The following is a 16664-nucleotide window of genomic DNA, read 5'->3' on the forward strand; positions in this document are numbered from 1 at the left end:
AAGTGAACCTGGGGGCTCATATCAGCACAGCTCCGGTACGACGGGCAGAAAGAGAGCAGGCTCGGCACTGGATGGGCTGTGCGGCAATTCGGGCGAGGCCGGTGCATCGACACCTTCGATGACGGCCAGCGCCACCAGCTCCGGCAGCTGCCAGGGCTGCAGCAGCAGGGTCGTCGGGATCTTGCCGGCGCCGGGCAGCTCGGTGAAGCCGCCATCGGCACCCTGCTCGAACAGGCGCAGCGGCGAGACGCCGGCGACACCGCTGACCCGCGCGACGACCACCTCCAGCTCGCGATCCCCGAGGCGCCGGCCCAGCGGGTAGCCGCCATCCTGGCCGGGCGTGGCCGGCCAGGGCGAGGCGTCCAGCGGCAGCGGCCACAGATAGCGGCGCAAAGCCTGCCGCACCTCGGTCAGCACGACTTCGCGCGCATGGCCCTCGCGGATCTGCACCGCGACGGCCAGGCCGATCGCGCGGTACTCGCAGCCGATCACATAGAGCTCGGTGGCCAGCGGCCGGCGCTCGTTCAGAAAGCCGTGGACGGCTTCCAGCAGCGGCCGGTCGGCACGCGGCAGCGGCGCGCCCTGGTCCTCGCTGTCGCGCTGCGGCAGCACCATCACCGAGACCGCGCCGGGCACGCCGGACTGGCGCTCATGCGGCTTGAAGCGCGGCAAGACCTCGACCCGGCCGACAGCTGCGCCGGGGGCCTCGCGCGCCAGCAGCCGGTAGTCCTCGGCGGTGACGACACGGTCGCGATGCTGGAAATGGGCCGGGATGCGGCGCTCGGCAGCGTCCAGGGTTTCGGCATCGGCCCCACCGCGCAGCGCCAGCGGCTGCCAGACATCGATCGCGGGCAGCGGCGCCCGGCGGGCGCCGCTGAGCAGGTCGCTGACGCTGGCCAGCTTGCTCAGCGTGCCGGCCGGCAGATTGCCGCGTGCGCCGCCACCGACGCGCAGGCCGGCCGCGACGATGCGGCTGCCGGTGCTGGGCACACGGCCCTGGATGCCGTCGCCGAAGCACAGGCTGCCGGCCTCGGCATCGAAGCGGTAGACCTCGTCCAGCGGCCCGGCGCGGCCCAGGTCGTCGACCTGTTGCCAGAGCCGGCTGCCGAGCACGGTGTCGTGGACCCGGCATTGCAGCGCCTCGGGCTCGGCGCAGTCCTGGGCCGCCAGTCCCAGCTCGAAGCGCTGGTCGGAGCCGCCGTCGGAGACGCCCAGCACCCGGTCCGCCAGGGCCTGGCGCTGCTCGATCTCGACCGCATGCAGGCCGGCCCAGGCCAGGCGCAGGCTGGCCAGCGGGAAGTCGGCGGCCACGCGCAGCCGCAGCCAGGCGATCAGCCGGGCCGCATCGGCCTCGCTGTCCAGCCGCGGCGGCGCATCGGCGCCGACGCCGGCCAGCAGGTTCTCGCGCGGGTCATTGGAGGGCGCGCCGATGCGGGCCAGCGGCGGCAGCGCCAGGCGCAGCACGCCTGAGCGGCTCAGGCCCTGCGTGCCGTCCTCCAGCATCTCCAGCGCCGTCAGCGCGCCTGCGGGGCCGCTCATTTCCCAGATCAGCGGCAAGGGCTGGCGGGTGCCGAGGCCCTGGCCATCGTCCGGCAGGGTCGGCGCGAGTGCCAGGCCGATATTGAGCGCGCGGGCCAGGCCCTGCGCATCGGGCGCCAGGGTCTGGCGGGCCTGCGCCTGCTGGGCGGCGCCGGGCGCCATCAGGGCCAGCCACAGCGCGCCGTCGACCGTGTCCGTCATCAGGTCCACGCCCGGGGCCAGGTCTTGCCCTGGCGCGAACACCTCGGTCGCCACATAGCCCTGCGGCTGCCCTTCCAGGCCGCGGTAGACCGCCTGCAGATCGGGCAGCAGCGCATTGAAGTCCCGCTGCTCGTCGGCGTCGAGGCGGCGGCGCACAAAGGCGCGGCCGACGACGGGATAGGCGGTGCAGTGCTGCAAGGTCAAGAAGGGCAGCGGCTTGTCGATCAGTGCGCCGGCCGGCACCTGGACCGCAGCCAGCTGCTTGTCGCTCTTGACCTGCAGCGCCACCAGGCCGCGTGCCGCACGGGCCGGCTTCATCGCCAGCCCCAGCAGGCGCAGCCAGGCCAGGCGCTGACGCTCGGGGATCAGGTTGGCGCGGTACAGCAAGGTGTCGCCCAGCCAGGCGAACAGCTCGATCAGGGTGCGGCCCGGGTCGCCGGGGCGCGGATGGGTCCATTCCGGCGTGTGGGCCGGAATGCGCGCCAGCAGCTCGGCCACCAGGTCCTCATAGCTGCGGTCGTCCAGGGCCGGGGGCTTAATCGGCATGGCGGGCCTCCATCACCAGACTCAGGCCGATGCGGGCCGGCGAGCCGTCGCGCTTGAGCCGGTAGGCGATCTCGACGCGCACGCCGCTGGCGACCCCGGCGGCCAGCAGCGGGTCGACCGCCACGCCGTCGACCACGATGCGCGGCTCCCAGCGCTTGAGCGCGTCCTCGACCAGGTCCTTGATGCGGGCCCGGGTCGCCACCGTGTTGGGCTCGGTCAGCAGATTCTCCAGCCCGGCGCCGAAGCCGGGCCGCATCAGCTGCTCGCCGGGCCGGGTCGACAGCAGCACCTCGATCTGCTGGCGCACGCTGAGCGACAGACCGGGGTAATGCAGCTGGCCCAGCGCATCCGGCAGCGGCAGCAGCGGCCAGCCGATCGGCTCGGCATAGCGGGCGGCCAGGGCCGGCGGCAGCGCGTGGGGGGCGGGCTTCATCGCACTACTCCTTGGCCTTGGGGATAGGGATGCAGATCTTCAGGAAGGGCAGCCAGAAGAAGATCAGGTTCAGCAACATCAGGAAGATGTTGAGCACGATGAAGGCGCACAAGGTGATGATGGGCAGCGAGAAGGAGCAGATCCAGCCCAGGCCCAGGCCGTCGCCGGCATCGCCCTTGCCTTCGATCAGCTCGTCGGCCTTGCTGCGCAGCAGCTTGGCCAGCTTGGGGCTCAGCGCGAAGGCCACGCTGGGCTTGATGCGGCGCAGCTGGGCGCGGTCGAACAGATCGGGCAGCGGTATCAGCGGCACCGGCGCGCCGGAGGACTCGAACCAGGGCGCAATGCAAAACGGCGCGCTGTAGTCCGACCAGACCAGGCGGCCGGCACAGCCGGGTCGGGCCGGCTTCAGGCGCACAAAGGCGCGCACCACATACTGCGGTGCCGGCCCGCTGCCCGGCGCATCGAAACGGCCCGCCGCCGGCAGCACGGCGGCGAACTGCTGCTGCAAGCAGGCCAGCGTGGCCTCGAAGATCGCGTCGGCTTCGGCACCGCTGACGGCGCCCCAGCGCTGCGGCATCGTCAGGCGGGCACCGGCCTCGGCATCGAGCAGCACGGCCTTGGCCTCGATCAGAAACCCCCAGGCGCTGCGGCGCTCGACGCGGGCCGGCTGGCCGCCGCTGGCAGCGATGTCGGTCTCGACCCGCAGCGGCCGCAGCGCCGCCTGCAGCGCCTGCGCCGCCGCGCCGTCGCCAAAGGCATCGAACTCACCATGCAGCTGCTGCAGCAGGGCAAGCAGGCCGGCCAGCGTGTCGAACTGCGGCTTGCTGAGCGTCGCCGAGGCGCCGCGCGCGGCCAGCAGCGCGTCCTCGCTGCTGAAGCTGCGGCCGGCCAGCGGCAGGGCCAGCGCCTCATGGGCCTGCAGGAACAGCGACAGATCAGCACGCAGCAGCGCGCGCTCGGCCGCGTCGCTGCCAAAGCGGGTCGGGCTGGGCCCGGTCTCGCTGAGCTCGCCCGAGGACACCCGCAGCATGCCGTAAAGCAGGGTCTTGCCGGCGCCGCCGCAGACCTCGGGCGGCGCGATGAAGAGCGGCTGCACATCCTCGCTGACCGCCGCGCTGCTGTGGGCCAGGCGCTCGCTGCCGGCGCTGCGCAGGCGCTGCTGGCTAGGCGCCCGCGCGTTCAGGGCCGGATGCCCCAGCCGGGCGGCCCAGCCGCGGCGCTCCTGGGCCGGGTCCAGGGCCTCATCGACCGCCTCCCAGCCGAACACGCGGCTGCCCTGCCTCAGCCAGGCCAGCTTGCGCTGGCCCTGCAGACGGCGCAGCACGAAGCCGCTGCTGTCGATCTGGCGCGGATCCAGCCGGGGCTGGCCGGGCTGCTCGCAGAACGCTTCCAGCACCAGCAGATTGAAGACCCGCTGCAGCGGCTGGAACAGGCGCAGTGCACCGTCCTGCAGGGCCGGCGTGGCCAGCGCCGCATGGCGCTGCGGATCGGCCAGCTCGGCCAGCAGGCCATCGATGAAGTCCTGGTCGCGCCGTTCGTTGATCAGCGGAGGCGCCGGCTGCCGGGCGCCGCCGGCGCGCAGACCGCTCAGATGAACCGGATGGGGCAGCGGATGCCGGAGGCTCTGCGGTTGGTTCATGCCGGCCTCACCAGATATTGCCCGCACCGGGCGTGTAGGCGCTGGAGATCACCGAGTTGGCCATCAGCACATCGCACTGGACCACGCCGGAGAACCTGGAGATGCCGGCATCGACCTTGACCATGCCGGCGCTGACCTCGACCGAGGAGGCCTGCACGGTGACCTTGGCCGAGGCCTGCACCGACACGCCCTGGGTGTCCAGCGTCACGGTGTTGCCGGCGCATTCGATCTCGACCCTGCCGCCGCCCTCCTCCTGCATGCGCAGGCTGACGCCGCCCGGCGTCGTGCACTCGATCATCGCCTGGCCGTCGGCCGCCTCGACGATGGCAATGCGCGTGCCGGCCTTGCCGGTGATGGTCCAGCGGTCGACGCTGGCGCCTATGGTTTCCGGCGGCGCGGCGGCACCGTTCCACAGCCCGCCGACGACGATGGGGTGACGCGCATCGCCGTGCACAAACACGACCAGCACCTCGTCGCCGACATCGGGGATGAAGAAGCCGCCGCGCCGCTCGCCGGCAAAGGGGCAGGCGACGCGGGCCCAGACCGCTGCAGCGGGCTCGCTGTCCAGGCTGTAGAACCAGACCTTGACACGGGCCAGGCCCAGCGGGTCATTGACATCGACGACCTGGCCCAGATAGGGCATGGCCTGGGCGTGCGCGGGCCGGCCGAAGTCGGTGAGAGGCAGATCGTCGCGTGTCATGCCGGCTCACCCAGATAAGCGCCCTCGGCGCGGAACTCGGTCTCGTAGCCGCGCCGGGTGTCGAAGCGGTGGGTGCAGGCGCTGATCTCGTAGTCGTTGTCAAAGCGCGGCGACACATCGATGAGGCTCAGCCGGCCGCCGACACGCAGCGCCGGGTTGCCCTCGCAGATGCCGTCGATACGGACGAAGCGGCGTGCGCGCTGCTCGAACTCGGCCCGTGCCAGTGCCTGCGCCTCGGCCTGGCTCAGCGCCAGCCGGTGCGAGCTGAGCTGTTCGCGTGCGCCGAATACCTGCTGCAGCAGCTGCGCGCCCGTGCGCCCACGGCCTGGCCCGAGCGTCGCCGCGCTGCCGCTGGCGGCAAGGGTCTGGCCGGCGGCGAAGTCAAAGCCGGTCACCCGCAGCTCGCTGACCTGGTCGGCCAGATCCGCCACCGCGCTGAGCTTGCGCAGCTGGCTGTGCATCTGCAGGCTGACGGCATGGCGCGGCAGCTGGCCGCGCGGCGCCACCTGCAACTCGCGGCCGCTCACCTGCATATCGCCGCCCTCGCGCGCCAGCAGGCGGCGCAGAAAGGCCAGATCGCTCTCGTTGAACTGCACCTCGAGTTCACGGCTCTGGTCGAAGCCGCTGATCACCGGCGACAGCCCCAGGTCGGCGGCCAGACGGCGCGCGATCTCGGCCAGCGACAGCTGCTCATGGACGACGCTACGCCGCCGCAGCCTCGCACGCTGGGCCGCGTCCTCGGCCTGCAGCAGCAGGCGCGGCGGGCCCTCGGAGTCGATCGCCAGCTCGATGGCGCTAACCATGCCCTCGAAGATCGCGGTATCGCCGAACAAGAGCGTCAGCCGGGTGCCGAGCTTGATCAGGCGCTCGTCCTCGTAGAGCAGACCGACCGAGCCATCGTCGCGCGGGCCATGGGCGCCGATAGCCATCTCCAGCGAGGACATGCCGCCCTCCTGCTCGCGCATCGCCATCGACAGCAGCGCGTCGGCGAGCTGGCGGTTGTCCGCCCCGTCGACACGCACGCTCGGACGCGGCGAGTACAGCGCCAGACGGGACAGTGCCATATCACCCATGACCAGCGCTCCTCAGTCGGTCTGCCGGCGCTCAAGGCGCCAGGCTTCGCGTGCCAGCAGCGCCAGCAGCCATTGCTCGTCCGGTGCGGGGCTCTCAGCAGCAGCGGCCGGTGGCGCCGGCGCTGCCGCTGGCTGCTCCAGCACCTCCATCTCATTGATCACGACGGCCATGGTGGGTGTCTCCGGTTCAGTCGAACTTGATGCGGGCCTGGGCCCCCATATCGGCTTTCATACCGCTGGACCCCGCGCCAACGGCCTGGCCTCCCAGCGCGAACTGGCCGGTGAGGCTGGTCGAGCGCGCCGCGCCCGGCTGCAGGCCGAGGCCGGCAGCCAGGCCGACGCCGCCGCTCAGCACGGCCACGGCCGCGGCCGGATGGCGCAGGCTCTCGAAGCCATTGGCGGCGGCCAGCGCACGCCCAGGCAGGCCACCGAGGGCCGGGCCGCGCGCCGACAGCGCCACCAGGCTGACATCGGCGGCGGCCGCCGCGCGGGCATCGGGGTGGCCGGGCGGCAGGGACGCAAACACATCCTTGGGATCCTGCGAGGCCAGTGCGATCTTCAGCAAAGAGCGCAGCGGCACACCCTCGGCCGAGAAAAAGTCCAGGGTTTCCCGGAAGGACTCCAGCACGCCCTTGAACACAAAGCTGCCCCAGCGCATGCCGACCAGCGGCGGCGCGCGGTCGCAGGCCGGGCCTTGTTCCAGCGGCTGGAGAAACTGCTTGATGCGGTCGGTCTCGGCGCGCACATCGCCGCCGTCGTGGCTGCTGTCGAACTGCAGATCGAACTCCAGCTTGGCCGTGGTCTGGGCGACGAACTGGCGGGCACTGGCGTCGCGCCCCTTCTTCTCCAAGGTGTTCTGGGCCGTGTAGGACAGCGACAGCGGATTGAACTGCACCAGCACCGCGTCCGGGCTGTCCGCATTGGGCTCCTGGCTCGGATGGGCCTGATCGACCCGGTAGAGCTTGGCCTTGTGTTCGTCGGGAATGCGCATGATCAGGGGGCCTCGAAGTAAAGGCCTTCATGGGCCAGATGGATTTCCTCGATGCCGATCTCGGCGGCGCGGGCGCTCAGCTCGGCGGCCTTGAACTTGACCGGCATGGCGCGCTCCAAGCGCCACTTCAGCAGCGGCGTGCCATCGATATCGAGCATGCAAATGCGCACCGTCAGGCGGTGCGCGAAAGCGCCGTTGCGCCGGCTGTCGTTGGCGCCGTCCGGCGCGCCGGCACCGGCGAACAAGGCCCACCAATGCCAGAGATCGCGCGCCGGCGCCATGCCGCGCTTGATCACCACGGTGGCGAAGCTGACCTGGCCGGCACGCTGGTGCACGCCGTAGTTGGCCCCGCCCTCGCGGATGGTCTTGGCCTCCATCGAGGCCTCCAGGCCGCTGACCTCGGCGAAGCCGCCCTCGCACAGGTCTTCGGCCAGGCCTTCACCGCTGCCACCGCCGCGCGCGGCGATGGGCTCGCGCGTGAAGGCCACATGGAAGCGGCTGCCGAACCAGGGCGTTTGCTGCTTGCTCATGATCATTGGCCTCAGGCGGCCTCGGCCAGCAGCCGGGCCGGACCGGCATCGCGCAGATTCAGCACGACGACGATGCGCTGGATCGGCTGGGCCGGCTGGATCTCGATCTCGGCCAGCAGGCGGCCGGCGTCGATATCGCTCTGCCGCATCGTGTCGCGGCCGCAGCGCACCGCGAAGGCCTGGCCGTCGCCGGACAGCGCGCCGGCGCTCAGCAGCGCCCGCATCAGATCGCTCAGGCGCTCGCGCACCCGCGCCCACAAGGCCTCGCCATTGGCCTCGAAAACCAGTTCCTCGCCGGCCTGGCGGGCGGCCTGGATCACGACATTGATCAGCCGGCGCACCGCCGCCTGGCGGGTGCGCGGGTCGGCCGCGCAGGACACATCCGACAGCAGCTGCGGCCCGCGCGGGCTCGGGCCCAGCAGGCAAACGCGCTGGGCCAGGCTCAGCTCGCCCAGCGGCGTCCACTGCCTGTGCTGCAGGGCCTGGGTCCAAGCCAGCGGCGGTTCGCTGTCCTGGTAGCGGTAGATGCGCTGCCGCGCGGCCGAGCGGTAGCTGCCGCGCTCCAGCGCGCTGCGGGCCAGCAGACCGGCCAGGCTGCCCTCGGGCGCCTCGACACCGCCTTGCGCGTCAGCGCTGGCGTCGGTGCGCAGCCAGGGATAGGCCAGCTGCAGCCGGTCGCTGAGCAACTCGCCCTCGCCATCCTCGGCCGGCCGCATCCAGCCGGGCTGCTGCGCCATCCAGAGCAGCCATTGATCGGGCGCCGGCAGCTCACGGCCCTCGCCCAGCAGCGGCAGCGAGGCCAGCAGCTGCACATCGCGGCGGTGGAAGGGTCGGCCGGGGTTGTCCAGCAGATTCAGCGCCCGCAGCAAGAGGCGGCGCCAGACCGCCAGACCCAGGCTGTTCAGACGCGGCGCCGGCAGGCGGCGCCCGGCCGGCGCCGAGGGGCCAGGCGCCTCGACCGCGCATTCACGGAAGCGTTCGGGCGCGGCGATCACTTCGGGCGGCGCCGGCTCGCCGCCCAGGCTCTGGGCGCAGGCATCGACCAGATCGGGCAGCAGCGCGAACGCGACATCGTTCAGGCCATAGACATGCTCCAGCCCGACCCAGTCGGCCGCCGACAGCGCGACCGGACGGCCGCCGGGCCGCAAGCCGCTGAGGAAACCGCGCCGCACGATGGCCTGCACACCGGGCAGCTGCGGGCAGCGCTCCGTTGTGCCCGGCTCGGGGAAGCAGCTGCTGAAGCGCTCGCCGGCCGACTCGAACAGGCAGCTCGGGTCGCCGCTGCGCACGATGTAGGCGCGCCGCCCGCCCTCGCCGAAGAAGGCCCGCAAGGCCACGCCGATGGGCGTCGGCACGACCGGGTCGCCGGCGCGCAGCACCCGCTCGCGCACGCCGCGCTGCTCCCAGGCAAACAGCGCATCAACCTGCTCGAAGCTCTCGACCGCGACCGGCAGATTCAGCAGGGTCTGCAGCCGCAGCCAGCCCTCCAGCCCATCGCCGCCCGGCATGCCGCCCAGCCCTGTATCCGGTGTCAGGCCACGTAGCCGCAGCTCCTCGACCAGGCTCTCGGGCAAGGGGCTCAGCTCGCGGCAGGCGTCCAGCAGGGCCGTGAAGCTGGCGCGGCGGCCCGGCGTGTTCAGCCGCTGATCGAGCAGAGCGCTCAAGCGCGCCCGCTCGCTCAGATCGGCGGCCTGCGCCAACAAATCCGTCGCGAAGGCGCCGGCCGAAGCCAGGCTCAGGCGCAGCCGGGCCAGCGGCAGGCCGCCGACCCGGGCGATGCCCTGGCCGGCCAGCCAGCGGCTCAGCGGAACCGGCAGCGCCTGCGGCGCATCGCTGGCCACGCGACGGCGCCGCGCGAGCGTGCCGACGAAGAGCGCGATATCGCTGCGCAAGGGATGGGCCGGGCGCGGCGGCGCCAGCTCGAAGCTCAATCCGGTGAGGGCTTGCGGATGGCTGGACATGGTGCAGTCGCGAGATCTACTCGATCTCGTAGCCTTCGCAGGACAGGACCAGCTCTTCCATCGCGACATCGCCGCCGCCCTTGCCGGCCAGCGTGGGGCCGGTGTACTTCAGCGGCACGGCACCCTGCAGCCGCCAGGTCGCGACCGGGCCATCGCGGGCCTCGTCCTGCAGATGGATGACCACGGTGCGCTTGGCCTTGTAGCCCTCGGTGCGGGCCTGCTTGATCCACTGGAACAGATCGGCGCTGCCGATCAGGCCGCGCTTGAGCGTGACGTCGCCGACCTTGTGCACGCCAGGGATCTTGCGCACATGGTTCTCGGCCTCGTTGCCGTTGCGGTACTCGGCCACCGTCATCTCGGTCACCAGGCCCGAGACATCGGAGAAGCCGCCGGCCACGCCATTGCCCAGATCGACCTGGAAGTTGAAGGCGCCGTAGGGGGTGTCGCGTTGAATCATCGTCGGCTCCTGGCTCAGGACTTGGCATCGGCCGTCTTCTGGCCGATGCGGAAGATCACGAACTCGGCGGGCTTGATCGCGGCCACGCCGACCAGGCAGATCAGCCGGCCGTTGTCGAGGTCGTTCTGTGTCATCGTCGTGCGGTCGCAGCGCACGAAGAAGGCCTGCTCGGGCTTGGCGCCCAAGAGCGCGCCATTGCGCCATTCGTTGTAGAGGAAGTCGGCGATGGTGCCGCGCACATTGGCCCACAACATCTCGCCATTGGGCTCGAACACCGCCCACTGCGTGCCGCGATCGATGGACGCGCCCAGATAGTTGAAGTAACGCCGCACATTGACGTACTTCCATTCCGGGTCGCTGGAGATCGTGCGAGCACCCCAGACCCGCAGGCCGCGCCCGTCGAGCTGGCGCAGGCAGTTGACGCCGATCGGGTTCAGCAGCTCCTGCTGGCCGAAGTTGACATTGGGATGGAAGCGCAAGGCGCCGCGCACGATCTCGTTGGCCGGCGCCTTGTGCACGCCGCGCTCGACATCATTGCGTGCATAGATGCCGCAGACAAAGCCCGAGGGCGGCAGCTGGATCTCGGCCGGCTGGCTGTTGCCGGGGCCGGCCAGCGGGTTGGCCAGCACGACCCAGGGGTAGTAGAGCGCGCCCCGGGTCGAATCGACCAGGCCGCGCAGATCGCGCATCTCGGTGGCCGTGACATCGGGCGGCGCATCGAGCACGGCCATGCGGTAGCGGCGCGCGTCGGCCACATGGCTCAGCAGCGCTTCCTGGATCGAGCGATAGACCGCCCCCTGGCTGATATCGGCAAAGGCCGAGTAGCCTGGCGCGGCCACCACCGAGACATCCTCCAGCGCGATCAGCAGGTCGAGCCCGGCCTGGTACTCGCCGGCATCGGGTGCGGCGCCGTCGGTGCCGCCGGCCAGCGTGAAACGCACACTGGGCTCGATGCCATTGGCATCGGCACGGCCGCCACCCAGCACCGCCAGCAGCTCGGGCGCGCCGATCGCGCCCCGGGTCTTCAGCGCGATCGGCTGGACCAGGGCTTCGGCGCGGCTTGCCGGTGCGGCCGACAGCAGCCGGCCGATGAATTGCGGCTGGCCGCTGCCCAGGCTGGCGCCTTCGTACTGGGCCCTGGCGCCGTCGCTGGTCGCCACCGTGATGTCGAAGCTCAGCAGAGAGGCCGAGAAGTTGACCGGGTCGAAGTCGGCCGGCAGCGTGGTGATGGTCGGCAGCGGCGGGTCGGCCACCGCCGGCGCCTCGCCGATGCGGCTCCAGGCACCGGCGGCCTTGCCCCACAGGCCTTCCAGGGTGGCGGCGGGATTCTTGCGATGGATGCGCAGCAGGCTGCCGTCGGGTGCGGCGGCGATCGCGGCCTTGCCGATCGGCGTCAGCACCTGCTGCACCGTGATGACGGCGCCGTTGAAATGTGTGCCGGCAAAGCGTGCCTCGAAGACCGCGCGCGGCGGATCGGCCGCATCGGCGGCGGCCAGCAGCGGCGGCGCTACGGCCGCCCGGGCATCGCCGGACAGGGCCCGCGCCACATAAAGCCGGCCGCCGCCGTTGTTGAAGAAGGCCTGGGCCGCATGGGCGATGTAGTTGCGCCGGTGCGCATCGACGGTGTCGCCGTCGAAAGCCAGATCGTCGATGCCGCCATAGATGCGCTCGAAGTCGGCAAAGCTGGTCAGCAGCTCGGGCGCGCCGCCGACCGGGCCCTTGCGGGTCGGGCCGACAAAGGCGCAGGTGCTGGTGCCCACGCCCTCGATGGATTTGGAGCGGAAGCTGACTTCCTCGACATAGACGCCTGGGGCTAGGTATTCGGGCACGATGCACCTCCTGGGTGGCCGCAGTTCAGGGCCATGACACGGTCTCCACATGGCGCCGGCTGCTGCCCGCGCTCAGCAAGGGGTCGGCGGGGCTGATGACGCGCAGCGCCGGCACGCCGGCCTCGCGCCGCGCCAGCACCGCGCGCAAATCGGGCACGGGAACAGCCGCTGCATCGCTGCGCACGACCACCGCCGGGTCCAGCAGCAGCTGCAGGCCCAGCCTGAACTCGCGGCTCAGGCCGGCCGGACCGCCGGCATCCGGCAGGATGGCCGGCACGCCGGGAATCACCAGCAAGGCCTCGCCATGGGCATCGGTCAGCGCGTGGCGCAGCGGCTGGCCGGCCAGCCGGGGCTGGGCCTCGATCACGACATTGGCCAGGCCCACCCCACCCGGCAGCTGAACGGCCAGGCGCAGCACGGCCCAGGCCGCCCGCAGGGGCTGGGCCGCCGAGGGGTAGAGCAGGACCCGCAGCGGCCGCTGCGCGTTGTCGGCATCGTCCAGCGGCACGCCCGGCTGCGGCAGCAGGCGCGGCAGGGCCAGCGTGAGGGTCTGCGACAGGTAGCGCTGCTGCGGGTCGTGGATGGTCAGCCGGAAATCGCGGCGCGGCGGTGTGGCCGGCGGATCGTCGAAGGCGCGGCTGTAGTCATCCTCACCGTCGACCGCATGGATCACATAGAGCCCGCGGCGATTGGGCAGCAGGCGCAGACCCGGGGCGTCGATATGCAGCGGCGCCCGCAGCGGCGCATCGCTCAGCGCATCGACGAACTCGATGGCACCGAAGATGCGGCGGTCTAGGCGCTCCATCATGGCCGCACCTCCGCGCCGAGCGCGATGCGGCGCGCCAGCACCGGCCCGTGGTCCGGCTCGGGATCGAGTTCCAGCATCACATTGCGGGCGACAAAGCCCAGCGAGGGCCGCAGCGGCGGCAGCAGCACCTGCCAGAGCTTGCTGAGCTCATCGAGCGACAGATCCTCGGCCAGCAGCGGCACCTGCTCGTCGGGGCCGAAGCCCTCGCCGAGCACGCTGGCGTCCAGCACCGGCCGCTGCAGCAGCTCGCGCAGGACCCAGCCCAGCAGCGATTGCTCCTTCATCGCGGTGTCGGCCCAGACGCTCAGCAGCAGATGCACGTTCAGGCTGACAGGTGCGACGCGCCCCTGCGGCAGTTGCAGCGCCGGACGGTTGCGCAGCTGCTCGTTGTGGCCGATGCGCCAGACCATCAGGGTCAGCTTGCTGTCCTGACCATCGAGCTTCTTCAGCTCGGTGACGCCGGCCGGCTCGAACTTGCAGCTCAGGCCGGCGATAGGGCGCAGCTGATAGGCGCGCGACAGATGCTGGGCCAGCCCGCTGCACAGCGCATGGATGGCGGTGACGCCGGCCATCAGTGCAAGCTCCTGGGCGCCGGGCCGCCGGGCAGCAGCGCGCGCGGATCGGCTGCCAGCGCCTGCAGCCGGGCCAGCAGATGCGCATCTCCGCGGGCGCCGCGATAGAGCACCCGGCCATCGGCGGCCTGCCAGGTCTCGACCACGCCACAGGCCGACATCCACTGCAGCGCGGCCTCGACCACGCCGACCGCCGCGCCCTGCTCGGCCGCCCCACCCCACCAGCGCGCAATGCCTTCGGCGCTGTCACAGGCGTCGGGGTGGGCGCACAGATAGCGCGCCAGATGCTGAACGACGGACATGATGTCGGGATCCATGCTCGGGGCCTCCCCCAGCTTGATAGGGACGCAGTACGCATGGACGATGCCAGCCCGGCGCTGCTCGCTAAGTGCTTGCTGCGCTGGATTTTTTTCTTTGCTGCGGCAGGCGGGCGTGGACGGCTTTGTCCTCCCGCATTCGAGGCCGGATGTGGCCGCGCCGCGGGACGGCCGCGTCGCGCTGCGGCGAAGACGTATTTGTCCACGCGCATGGACAGATTTGTCCTTGCCTTCAACGCGCTGCCACGCAAAGCTGGCATGCTGTGCGCATCGCCAGCCGCCACCGTTTCTTGCCTTGTCTGCCCTGCACCGACTCCTCCGATCAGCGCTGTCTGCCCTGCCCTTGTGGATCGCCGGCGTCTGGGCCCAGGCCGGCGCGCCGGTGCTGAACGCCTACACCGAGGAATGGCCGCCCTACAACTACAGCGAGCGCGGCGAGCTCAAGGGGGTGGCGACCGATATCCTGCGCGCGCTGTGTGCCGAAGCCGAGCTGCGCTGCCTGATCGACAGCGTGCCCTGGGCGCGCGCCTATGCCGCCGCGCTGAAGAGCCCCAACACCCTGGTCTATACAACGGTGCGGCGTCCCTCGCGCGAGCACGACTTCATCTGGATAGGCCCTATCCTGCCGCGCAGCACCTGGATCTGGGGACGCGCCGGTGGCACGGCCACGATCCGGGACCGCAAGGACCTGCCCCTGCTTCGTTATGGCGTCGTGCGCGGCGAGGCGGCGGCCCAGGACCTGCTGGACGCCGGCGTGCCGCCTGAGTCGCTGGTGGCCGATGCGAGCAATGCCGCCATCCTGCGCCAGCTGCGCCTGGGCTGGATCGACGCGATGGTGGACACCGAGCTGGGCATGGCCTGGAATCTGCGCCAGGCCGGCATGGCCAGCGGCGAGGTGCTCAGGCTGGCGCCGCTCAGCGACCAGGGCGGCTATTACTTTGCGCTGAACCGGCGCAGCGAACCGGCGCTGGTCGAGCGCCTGCACAGCGCGCTGGAGCGGCTGCGCAGCAAGGGAGCGATCGAGGGGCTGATACGTGCCTACGCCGTCGAGCGCAGGCCCTGAGACGCTCAGGCCTGGCCGGGCGGCAGCAGCAGCTGTTGCACCTGATTTCGATGCAGGCCCAGCAGGGCCGGCGCCAGCGCGCTCAGGCGCTCGAAGTCCAGCACCTGCTCGCTGGCCTCGGCACGAAAGCCCGCCGCGAAGCGGGCTTGCTGCGCAGCTGAGGTCTCTGTGGCGGCCTGGGCCGTCAGCGCGGCGGCACTGTCCAGGCGCTGGCTCAGCTGCTGCTGGGCACGGTCCAGCTTCGCCTGGGCGTCCAGCACCTGGACCAGGCTGTGGCGCTGGGCCTGGCTGTCGTCGAGCTGCCAGCCCGATGGGCTGATCGCGTCGGGCTGCGGATCCAGCAAGGCCCGCACCATCTGGCCGCTGGGGAAACGCTTGCCGTCACCGCGCAGGCTCAGGCCGTCGCGCAGCGCCGGCCATTGCGATTCGGGCGCGCTGAACAGCAGCTCGCCGCCCTGGCTGTGTGCTCGCATATCGGTCGCTGCCAGCGCACGCTGCAGGCTTTGCAGGCCGCGCTGCAGACCCTGGCCGTCCAGCGGCACCAGGGTCGCGCGCGGCTGGCCGGGCATGGCCAGCCGCAGCGTCTCGGCGCCGGCGCTGCTGAGCGCTTGCACATCGAGGCCGCGCACGCGGAACAGCTGGCGCGGCTGCTCGCCCTCGGCCACCGGCTGCAGGCGCGCGTCAAGCTGGCCGCCACTCTCGCCGGCGCGGGCCTGCCAGACTTGCTGGACGGCCTCCAGCTTGGCGGGCAAGGCCTGCCGGCCGGCCAGCTGCGGCTGGGCCAGCGCGCGGCTGAGCCCGCTCTTCAGATCTTGCAGAGCCTGGCCCAGACGCTCGGCATACGCCAGGCCTTGCTGCAACTCGCCCAGGCGCTGCTGCTGCCCGGGCTCGCGAAACGGGCTGGTCCGGTACTTGCCTGCGCTGCTGCTCGTGCCGGGCGTGGCAGCGCTGGCGGGGGCCAGGTCTTGCGGCGCGACACGGCGCAACGCCGGCAGCGCGTCCAGCGCGATGCCGGTGCTGCTGGCGCCGCTGCGCTGCAGCACTTCGCTGGCGCGCGGGGGGCTGTGGACGACTGGGATTTGCAAGAGCCGGTCCGATTCAGAAAGCGTTGAACAGGCTCAGCTGGCTGACCTTGGCATAGGCCTTCTGCGTGGCCTGCACCGCCAGCGTGTGGCTGTTCAGGCGCACCGAAGCCTCGCCATAGTCGAGCTGGGCCAGGTCGATATAGGCCTGCTTGTTGGCCAGGCTGATCGCGGCCTGGTTGTCGGCCATGGTTTGCAGCACATTCTGGCGCCCGCCCAGCACGCTGATCTGGCCGCTGATGCCGTCCAGCATCAGATCGGTCTCGACCAGCTGGTCGCGCGCGGTGGTGCCGGTGTAGCTGCCGGTCTTGAAGGCGGTGGCCGCCGCGTCGAGCTTGTTCAGAAAGGCGGCGAAGCCCAGGCTGCCCAGCGAGACATTGGCGGCCAGGGTCACGCCGTCGCCGACCGCGACATCCTGCGTGAGGCCGTTGACCGCGGCATTCTGGGCATAGCGGGCCGGCGGCGCGGCGCCGGTATCGGTCACGGTCGCGACATCGGTGGCGGTGCCCGAGAACAAGTACTTGCCCTCGGCATTGCGGCTGTTGGCGGCGAAGAACAGGCTGTCGCGCAGCGCTTCCAGCGAGGTGGCCATCGCGGCCACATCGGCCGGCGTGTTGGCGCCGTCGGCGGCCCAGACGAGCAGATCGCGGGCCATCATCAGATCGTTCTTCATCGAGTCCAGCGTGACCTCGTTGGCCTGCAGCCGGGTCTTCAGCGCCCCGGCATTGCTGCGGTACTGGTCCAGCGCCGCCTCCTCGCGCGACAGGCGGGCCAGGCGCACCGTCGCGATGGTGTCGTCCGAGGGCTTCATGATGCGGTTGCCCGAGGCCATCTGCTGCATCACCAGCGCGAGGCCGCTGTTGGCGGTCTGCAGCGCGCTGTTCATCGTGGCGTGGTATTGGTTGCTGGCGATACGCATAGTC

17 protein-coding genes are annotated in these 16664 nt (G+C 71.4%); 1 reads left to right on the plus strand and 16 read right to left on the minus strand.

The annotated features are described in order from the left end of the window. Positions 1 to 21: 21 nt before the first annotated feature. From O5M90_RS02620 to O5M90_RS02685, 14 genes are read right to left on the minus strand one after another with little or no spacing between them, the layout of a single operon-like run. Positions 22 to 2286, minus strand: coding sequence for a putative baseplate assembly protein (locus tag O5M90_RS02620; protein ID WP_269841547.1), 2265 nt, complete (start codon positions 2284 to 2286; stop codon positions 22 to 24). Further along, the gene (locus O5M90_RS02625) at positions 2276 to 2719 is read right to left on the minus strand and encodes a GPW/gp25 family protein (RefSeq protein WP_137943389.1); all 444 of its coding nucleotides are present in this window, start codon (positions 2717 to 2719) and stop codon (positions 2276 to 2278) included. The genes O5M90_RS02620 and O5M90_RS02625 overlap by 11 nt, the downstream gene beginning before the upstream one ends. Positions 2720 to 2723: 4 nt before the next feature. Further along, positions 2724 to 4358, minus strand: coding sequence for a hypothetical protein (locus O5M90_RS02630; RefSeq protein WP_269841545.1), 1635 nt, complete (start codon positions 4356 to 4358; stop codon positions 2724 to 2726). A gap of 7 nt (positions 4359 to 4365) precedes the next feature. Continuing rightward, the gene (locus O5M90_RS02635) at positions 4366 to 5058 is read right to left on the minus strand and encodes a phage baseplate assembly protein V (protein ID WP_262972912.1); all 693 of its coding nucleotides are present in this window, start codon (positions 5056 to 5058) and stop codon (positions 4366 to 4368) included. After that, a complete protein-coding gene (locus tag O5M90_RS02640) occupies positions 5055 to 6131 on the minus strand; it encodes a phage late control D family protein (protein WP_269841544.1) in 1077 nt (358 codons plus the stop codon). Before O5M90_RS02640 ends, O5M90_RS02635 begins: the two co-directional genes overlap by 4 nt. A gap of 12 nt (positions 6132 to 6143) precedes the next feature. Beyond that, the gene (locus O5M90_RS02645) at positions 6144 to 6302 is read right to left on the minus strand and encodes a hypothetical protein (protein WP_269841543.1); all 159 of its coding nucleotides are present in this window, start codon (positions 6300 to 6302) and stop codon (positions 6144 to 6146) included. 16 nt (positions 6303 to 6318) lie between these two features. Further along, positions 6319 to 7122 (minus strand): CIS tube protein, encoded by an 804-nt coding sequence (locus tag O5M90_RS02650; protein ID WP_269841542.1) that lies wholly within the window; start codon positions 7120 to 7122, stop codon positions 6319 to 6321. A 2-nt stretch (positions 7123 to 7124) separates the two neighbouring features. Further along, complete coding sequence (locus O5M90_RS02655; RefSeq protein ID WP_269841541.1) at positions 7125 to 7652, minus strand: phage tail protein; 528 nt, start codon at positions 7650 to 7652, stop codon at positions 7125 to 7127. A gap of 11 nt (positions 7653 to 7663) precedes the next feature. Beyond that, positions 7664 to 9613, minus strand: coding sequence for a phage tail sheath C-terminal domain-containing protein (locus O5M90_RS02660; RefSeq protein WP_269841540.1), 1950 nt, complete (start codon positions 9611 to 9613; stop codon positions 7664 to 7666). Between the two features lie 16 nt (positions 9614 to 9629). Beyond that, entirely contained in the window at positions 9630 to 10070 is a 441-nt protein-coding gene (locus O5M90_RS02665; RefSeq protein WP_137943395.1) for a phage tail protein, read from the minus strand. 14 nt (positions 10071 to 10084) lie between these two features. Then, on the minus strand, positions 10085 to 11899 hold the full coding sequence (locus O5M90_RS02670) for a phage tail sheath family protein (protein ID WP_440401804.1): 1815 nt from the start codon (positions 11897 to 11899) through the stop codon (positions 10085 to 10087). Positions 11900 to 11924: 25 nt separating this feature from the next. Continuing rightward, positions 11925 to 12707 carry a hypothetical protein gene (locus O5M90_RS02675; RefSeq protein WP_269841538.1) on the minus strand — a complete coding sequence of 261 codons (783 nt, stop codon included), beginning with the start codon at positions 12705 to 12707 and terminating at the stop codon, positions 11925 to 11927. Further along, entirely contained in the window at positions 12704 to 13279 is a 576-nt protein-coding gene (locus tag O5M90_RS02680) for a DUF4255 domain-containing protein (protein WP_269841537.1), read from the minus strand. The genes O5M90_RS02675 and O5M90_RS02680 overlap by 4 nt, the downstream gene beginning before the upstream one ends. Beyond that, positions 13279 to 13581 carry a hypothetical protein gene (locus O5M90_RS02685; RefSeq protein ID WP_137943398.1) on the minus strand — a complete coding sequence of 101 codons (303 nt, stop codon included), beginning with the start codon at positions 13579 to 13581 and terminating at the stop codon, positions 13279 to 13281. Before O5M90_RS02685 ends, O5M90_RS02680 begins: the two co-directional genes overlap by 1 nt. A gap of 358 nt (positions 13582 to 13939) precedes the next feature. Between O5M90_RS02685 and O5M90_RS02690 the strand changes: the two genes are divergently transcribed. After that, a complete protein-coding gene (locus tag O5M90_RS02690) occupies positions 13940 to 14659 on the plus strand; it encodes a substrate-binding periplasmic protein (protein ID WP_269841536.1) in 720 nt (239 codons plus the stop codon). Between the two features lie 5 nt (positions 14660 to 14664). Here O5M90_RS02690 and O5M90_RS02695 read toward each other — a convergent pair whose 3' ends face one another. Both O5M90_RS02695 and flgL read right to left on the minus strand, forming a co-directional pair. Next, complete coding sequence (locus O5M90_RS02695; protein WP_269841535.1) at positions 14665 to 15744, minus strand: hypothetical protein; 1080 nt, start codon at positions 15742 to 15744, stop codon at positions 14665 to 14667. A gap of 13 nt (positions 15745 to 15757) precedes the next feature. Next, positions 15758 to 16660, minus strand: a complete 903-nt coding sequence (gene flgL / locus O5M90_RS02700; protein ID WP_137943401.1) for a flagellar hook-associated protein FlgL — start codon at positions 16658 to 16660, stop codon at positions 15758 to 15760. Positions 16661 to 16664: the final 4 nt, after the last annotated feature.

The sequence above is a fragment of the Paucibacter sp. M5-1 genome (assembly GCF_027498415.2).
Lineage (GTDB): Bacteria > Pseudomonadota > Gammaproteobacteria > Burkholderiales > Burkholderiaceae_C > Roseateles_E.

Bases quoted from the DNA above. Each gene is read 5' to 3' on its own strand.
- O5M90_RS02675 (WP_269841538.1), bottom strand. From the start codon at position 12,707: ATGATGGAGCGCCTAGACCGCCGCATCTTCGGTGCCATCGAGTTCGTC.
- O5M90_RS02620 (WP_269841547.1), bottom strand. From the start codon at position 2,286: ATGCCGATTAAGCCCCCGGCCCTGGACGACCGCAGCTATGAGGACCTG.
- O5M90_RS02635 (WP_262972912.1), bottom strand. From the start codon at position 5,058: ATGACACGCGACGATCTGCCTCTCACCGACTTCGGCCGGCCCGCGCAC.
- O5M90_RS02650 (WP_269841542.1), bottom strand. From the start codon at position 7,122: ATGCGCATTCCCGACGAACACAAGGCCAAGCTCTACCGGGTCGATCAG.
- O5M90_RS02665 (WP_137943395.1), bottom strand. From the start codon at position 10,070: ATGATTCAACGCGACACCCCCTACGGCGCCTTCAACTTCCAGGTCGAT.
- O5M90_RS02645 (WP_269841543.1), bottom strand. From the start codon at position 6,302: ATGGCCGTCGTGATCAATGAGATGGAGGTGCTGGAGCAGCCAGCGGCA.
- O5M90_RS02680 (WP_269841537.1), bottom strand. From the start codon at position 13,279: ATGGCCGGCGTCACCGCCATCCATGCGCTGTGCAGCGGGCTGGCCCAG.
- flgL (WP_137943401.1), bottom strand. From the start codon at position 16,660: ATGCGTATCGCCAGCAACCAATACCACGCCACGATGAACAGCGCGCTG.
- O5M90_RS02660 (WP_269841540.1), bottom strand. From the start codon at position 9,613: ATGTCCAGCCATCCGCAAGCCCTCACCGGATTGAGCTTCGAGCTGGCG.
- O5M90_RS02685 (WP_137943398.1), bottom strand. From the start codon at position 13,581: ATGTCCGTCGTTCAGCATCTGGCGCGCTATCTGTGCGCCCACCCCGAC.
- O5M90_RS02630 (WP_269841545.1), bottom strand. From the start codon at position 4,358: ATGAACCAACCGCAGAGCCTCCGGCATCCGCTGCCCCATCCGGTTCAT.
- O5M90_RS02655 (WP_269841541.1), bottom strand. From the start codon at position 7,652: ATGAGCAAGCAGCAAACGCCCTGGTTCGGCAGCCGCTTCCATGTGGCC.
- O5M90_RS02640 (WP_269841544.1), bottom strand. From the start codon at position 6,131: ATGGGTGATATGGCACTGTCCCGTCTGGCGCTGTACTCGCCGCGTCCG.
- O5M90_RS02625 (WP_137943389.1), bottom strand. From the start codon at position 2,719: ATGAAGCCCGCCCCCCACGCGCTGCCGCCGGCCCTGGCCGCCCGCTAT.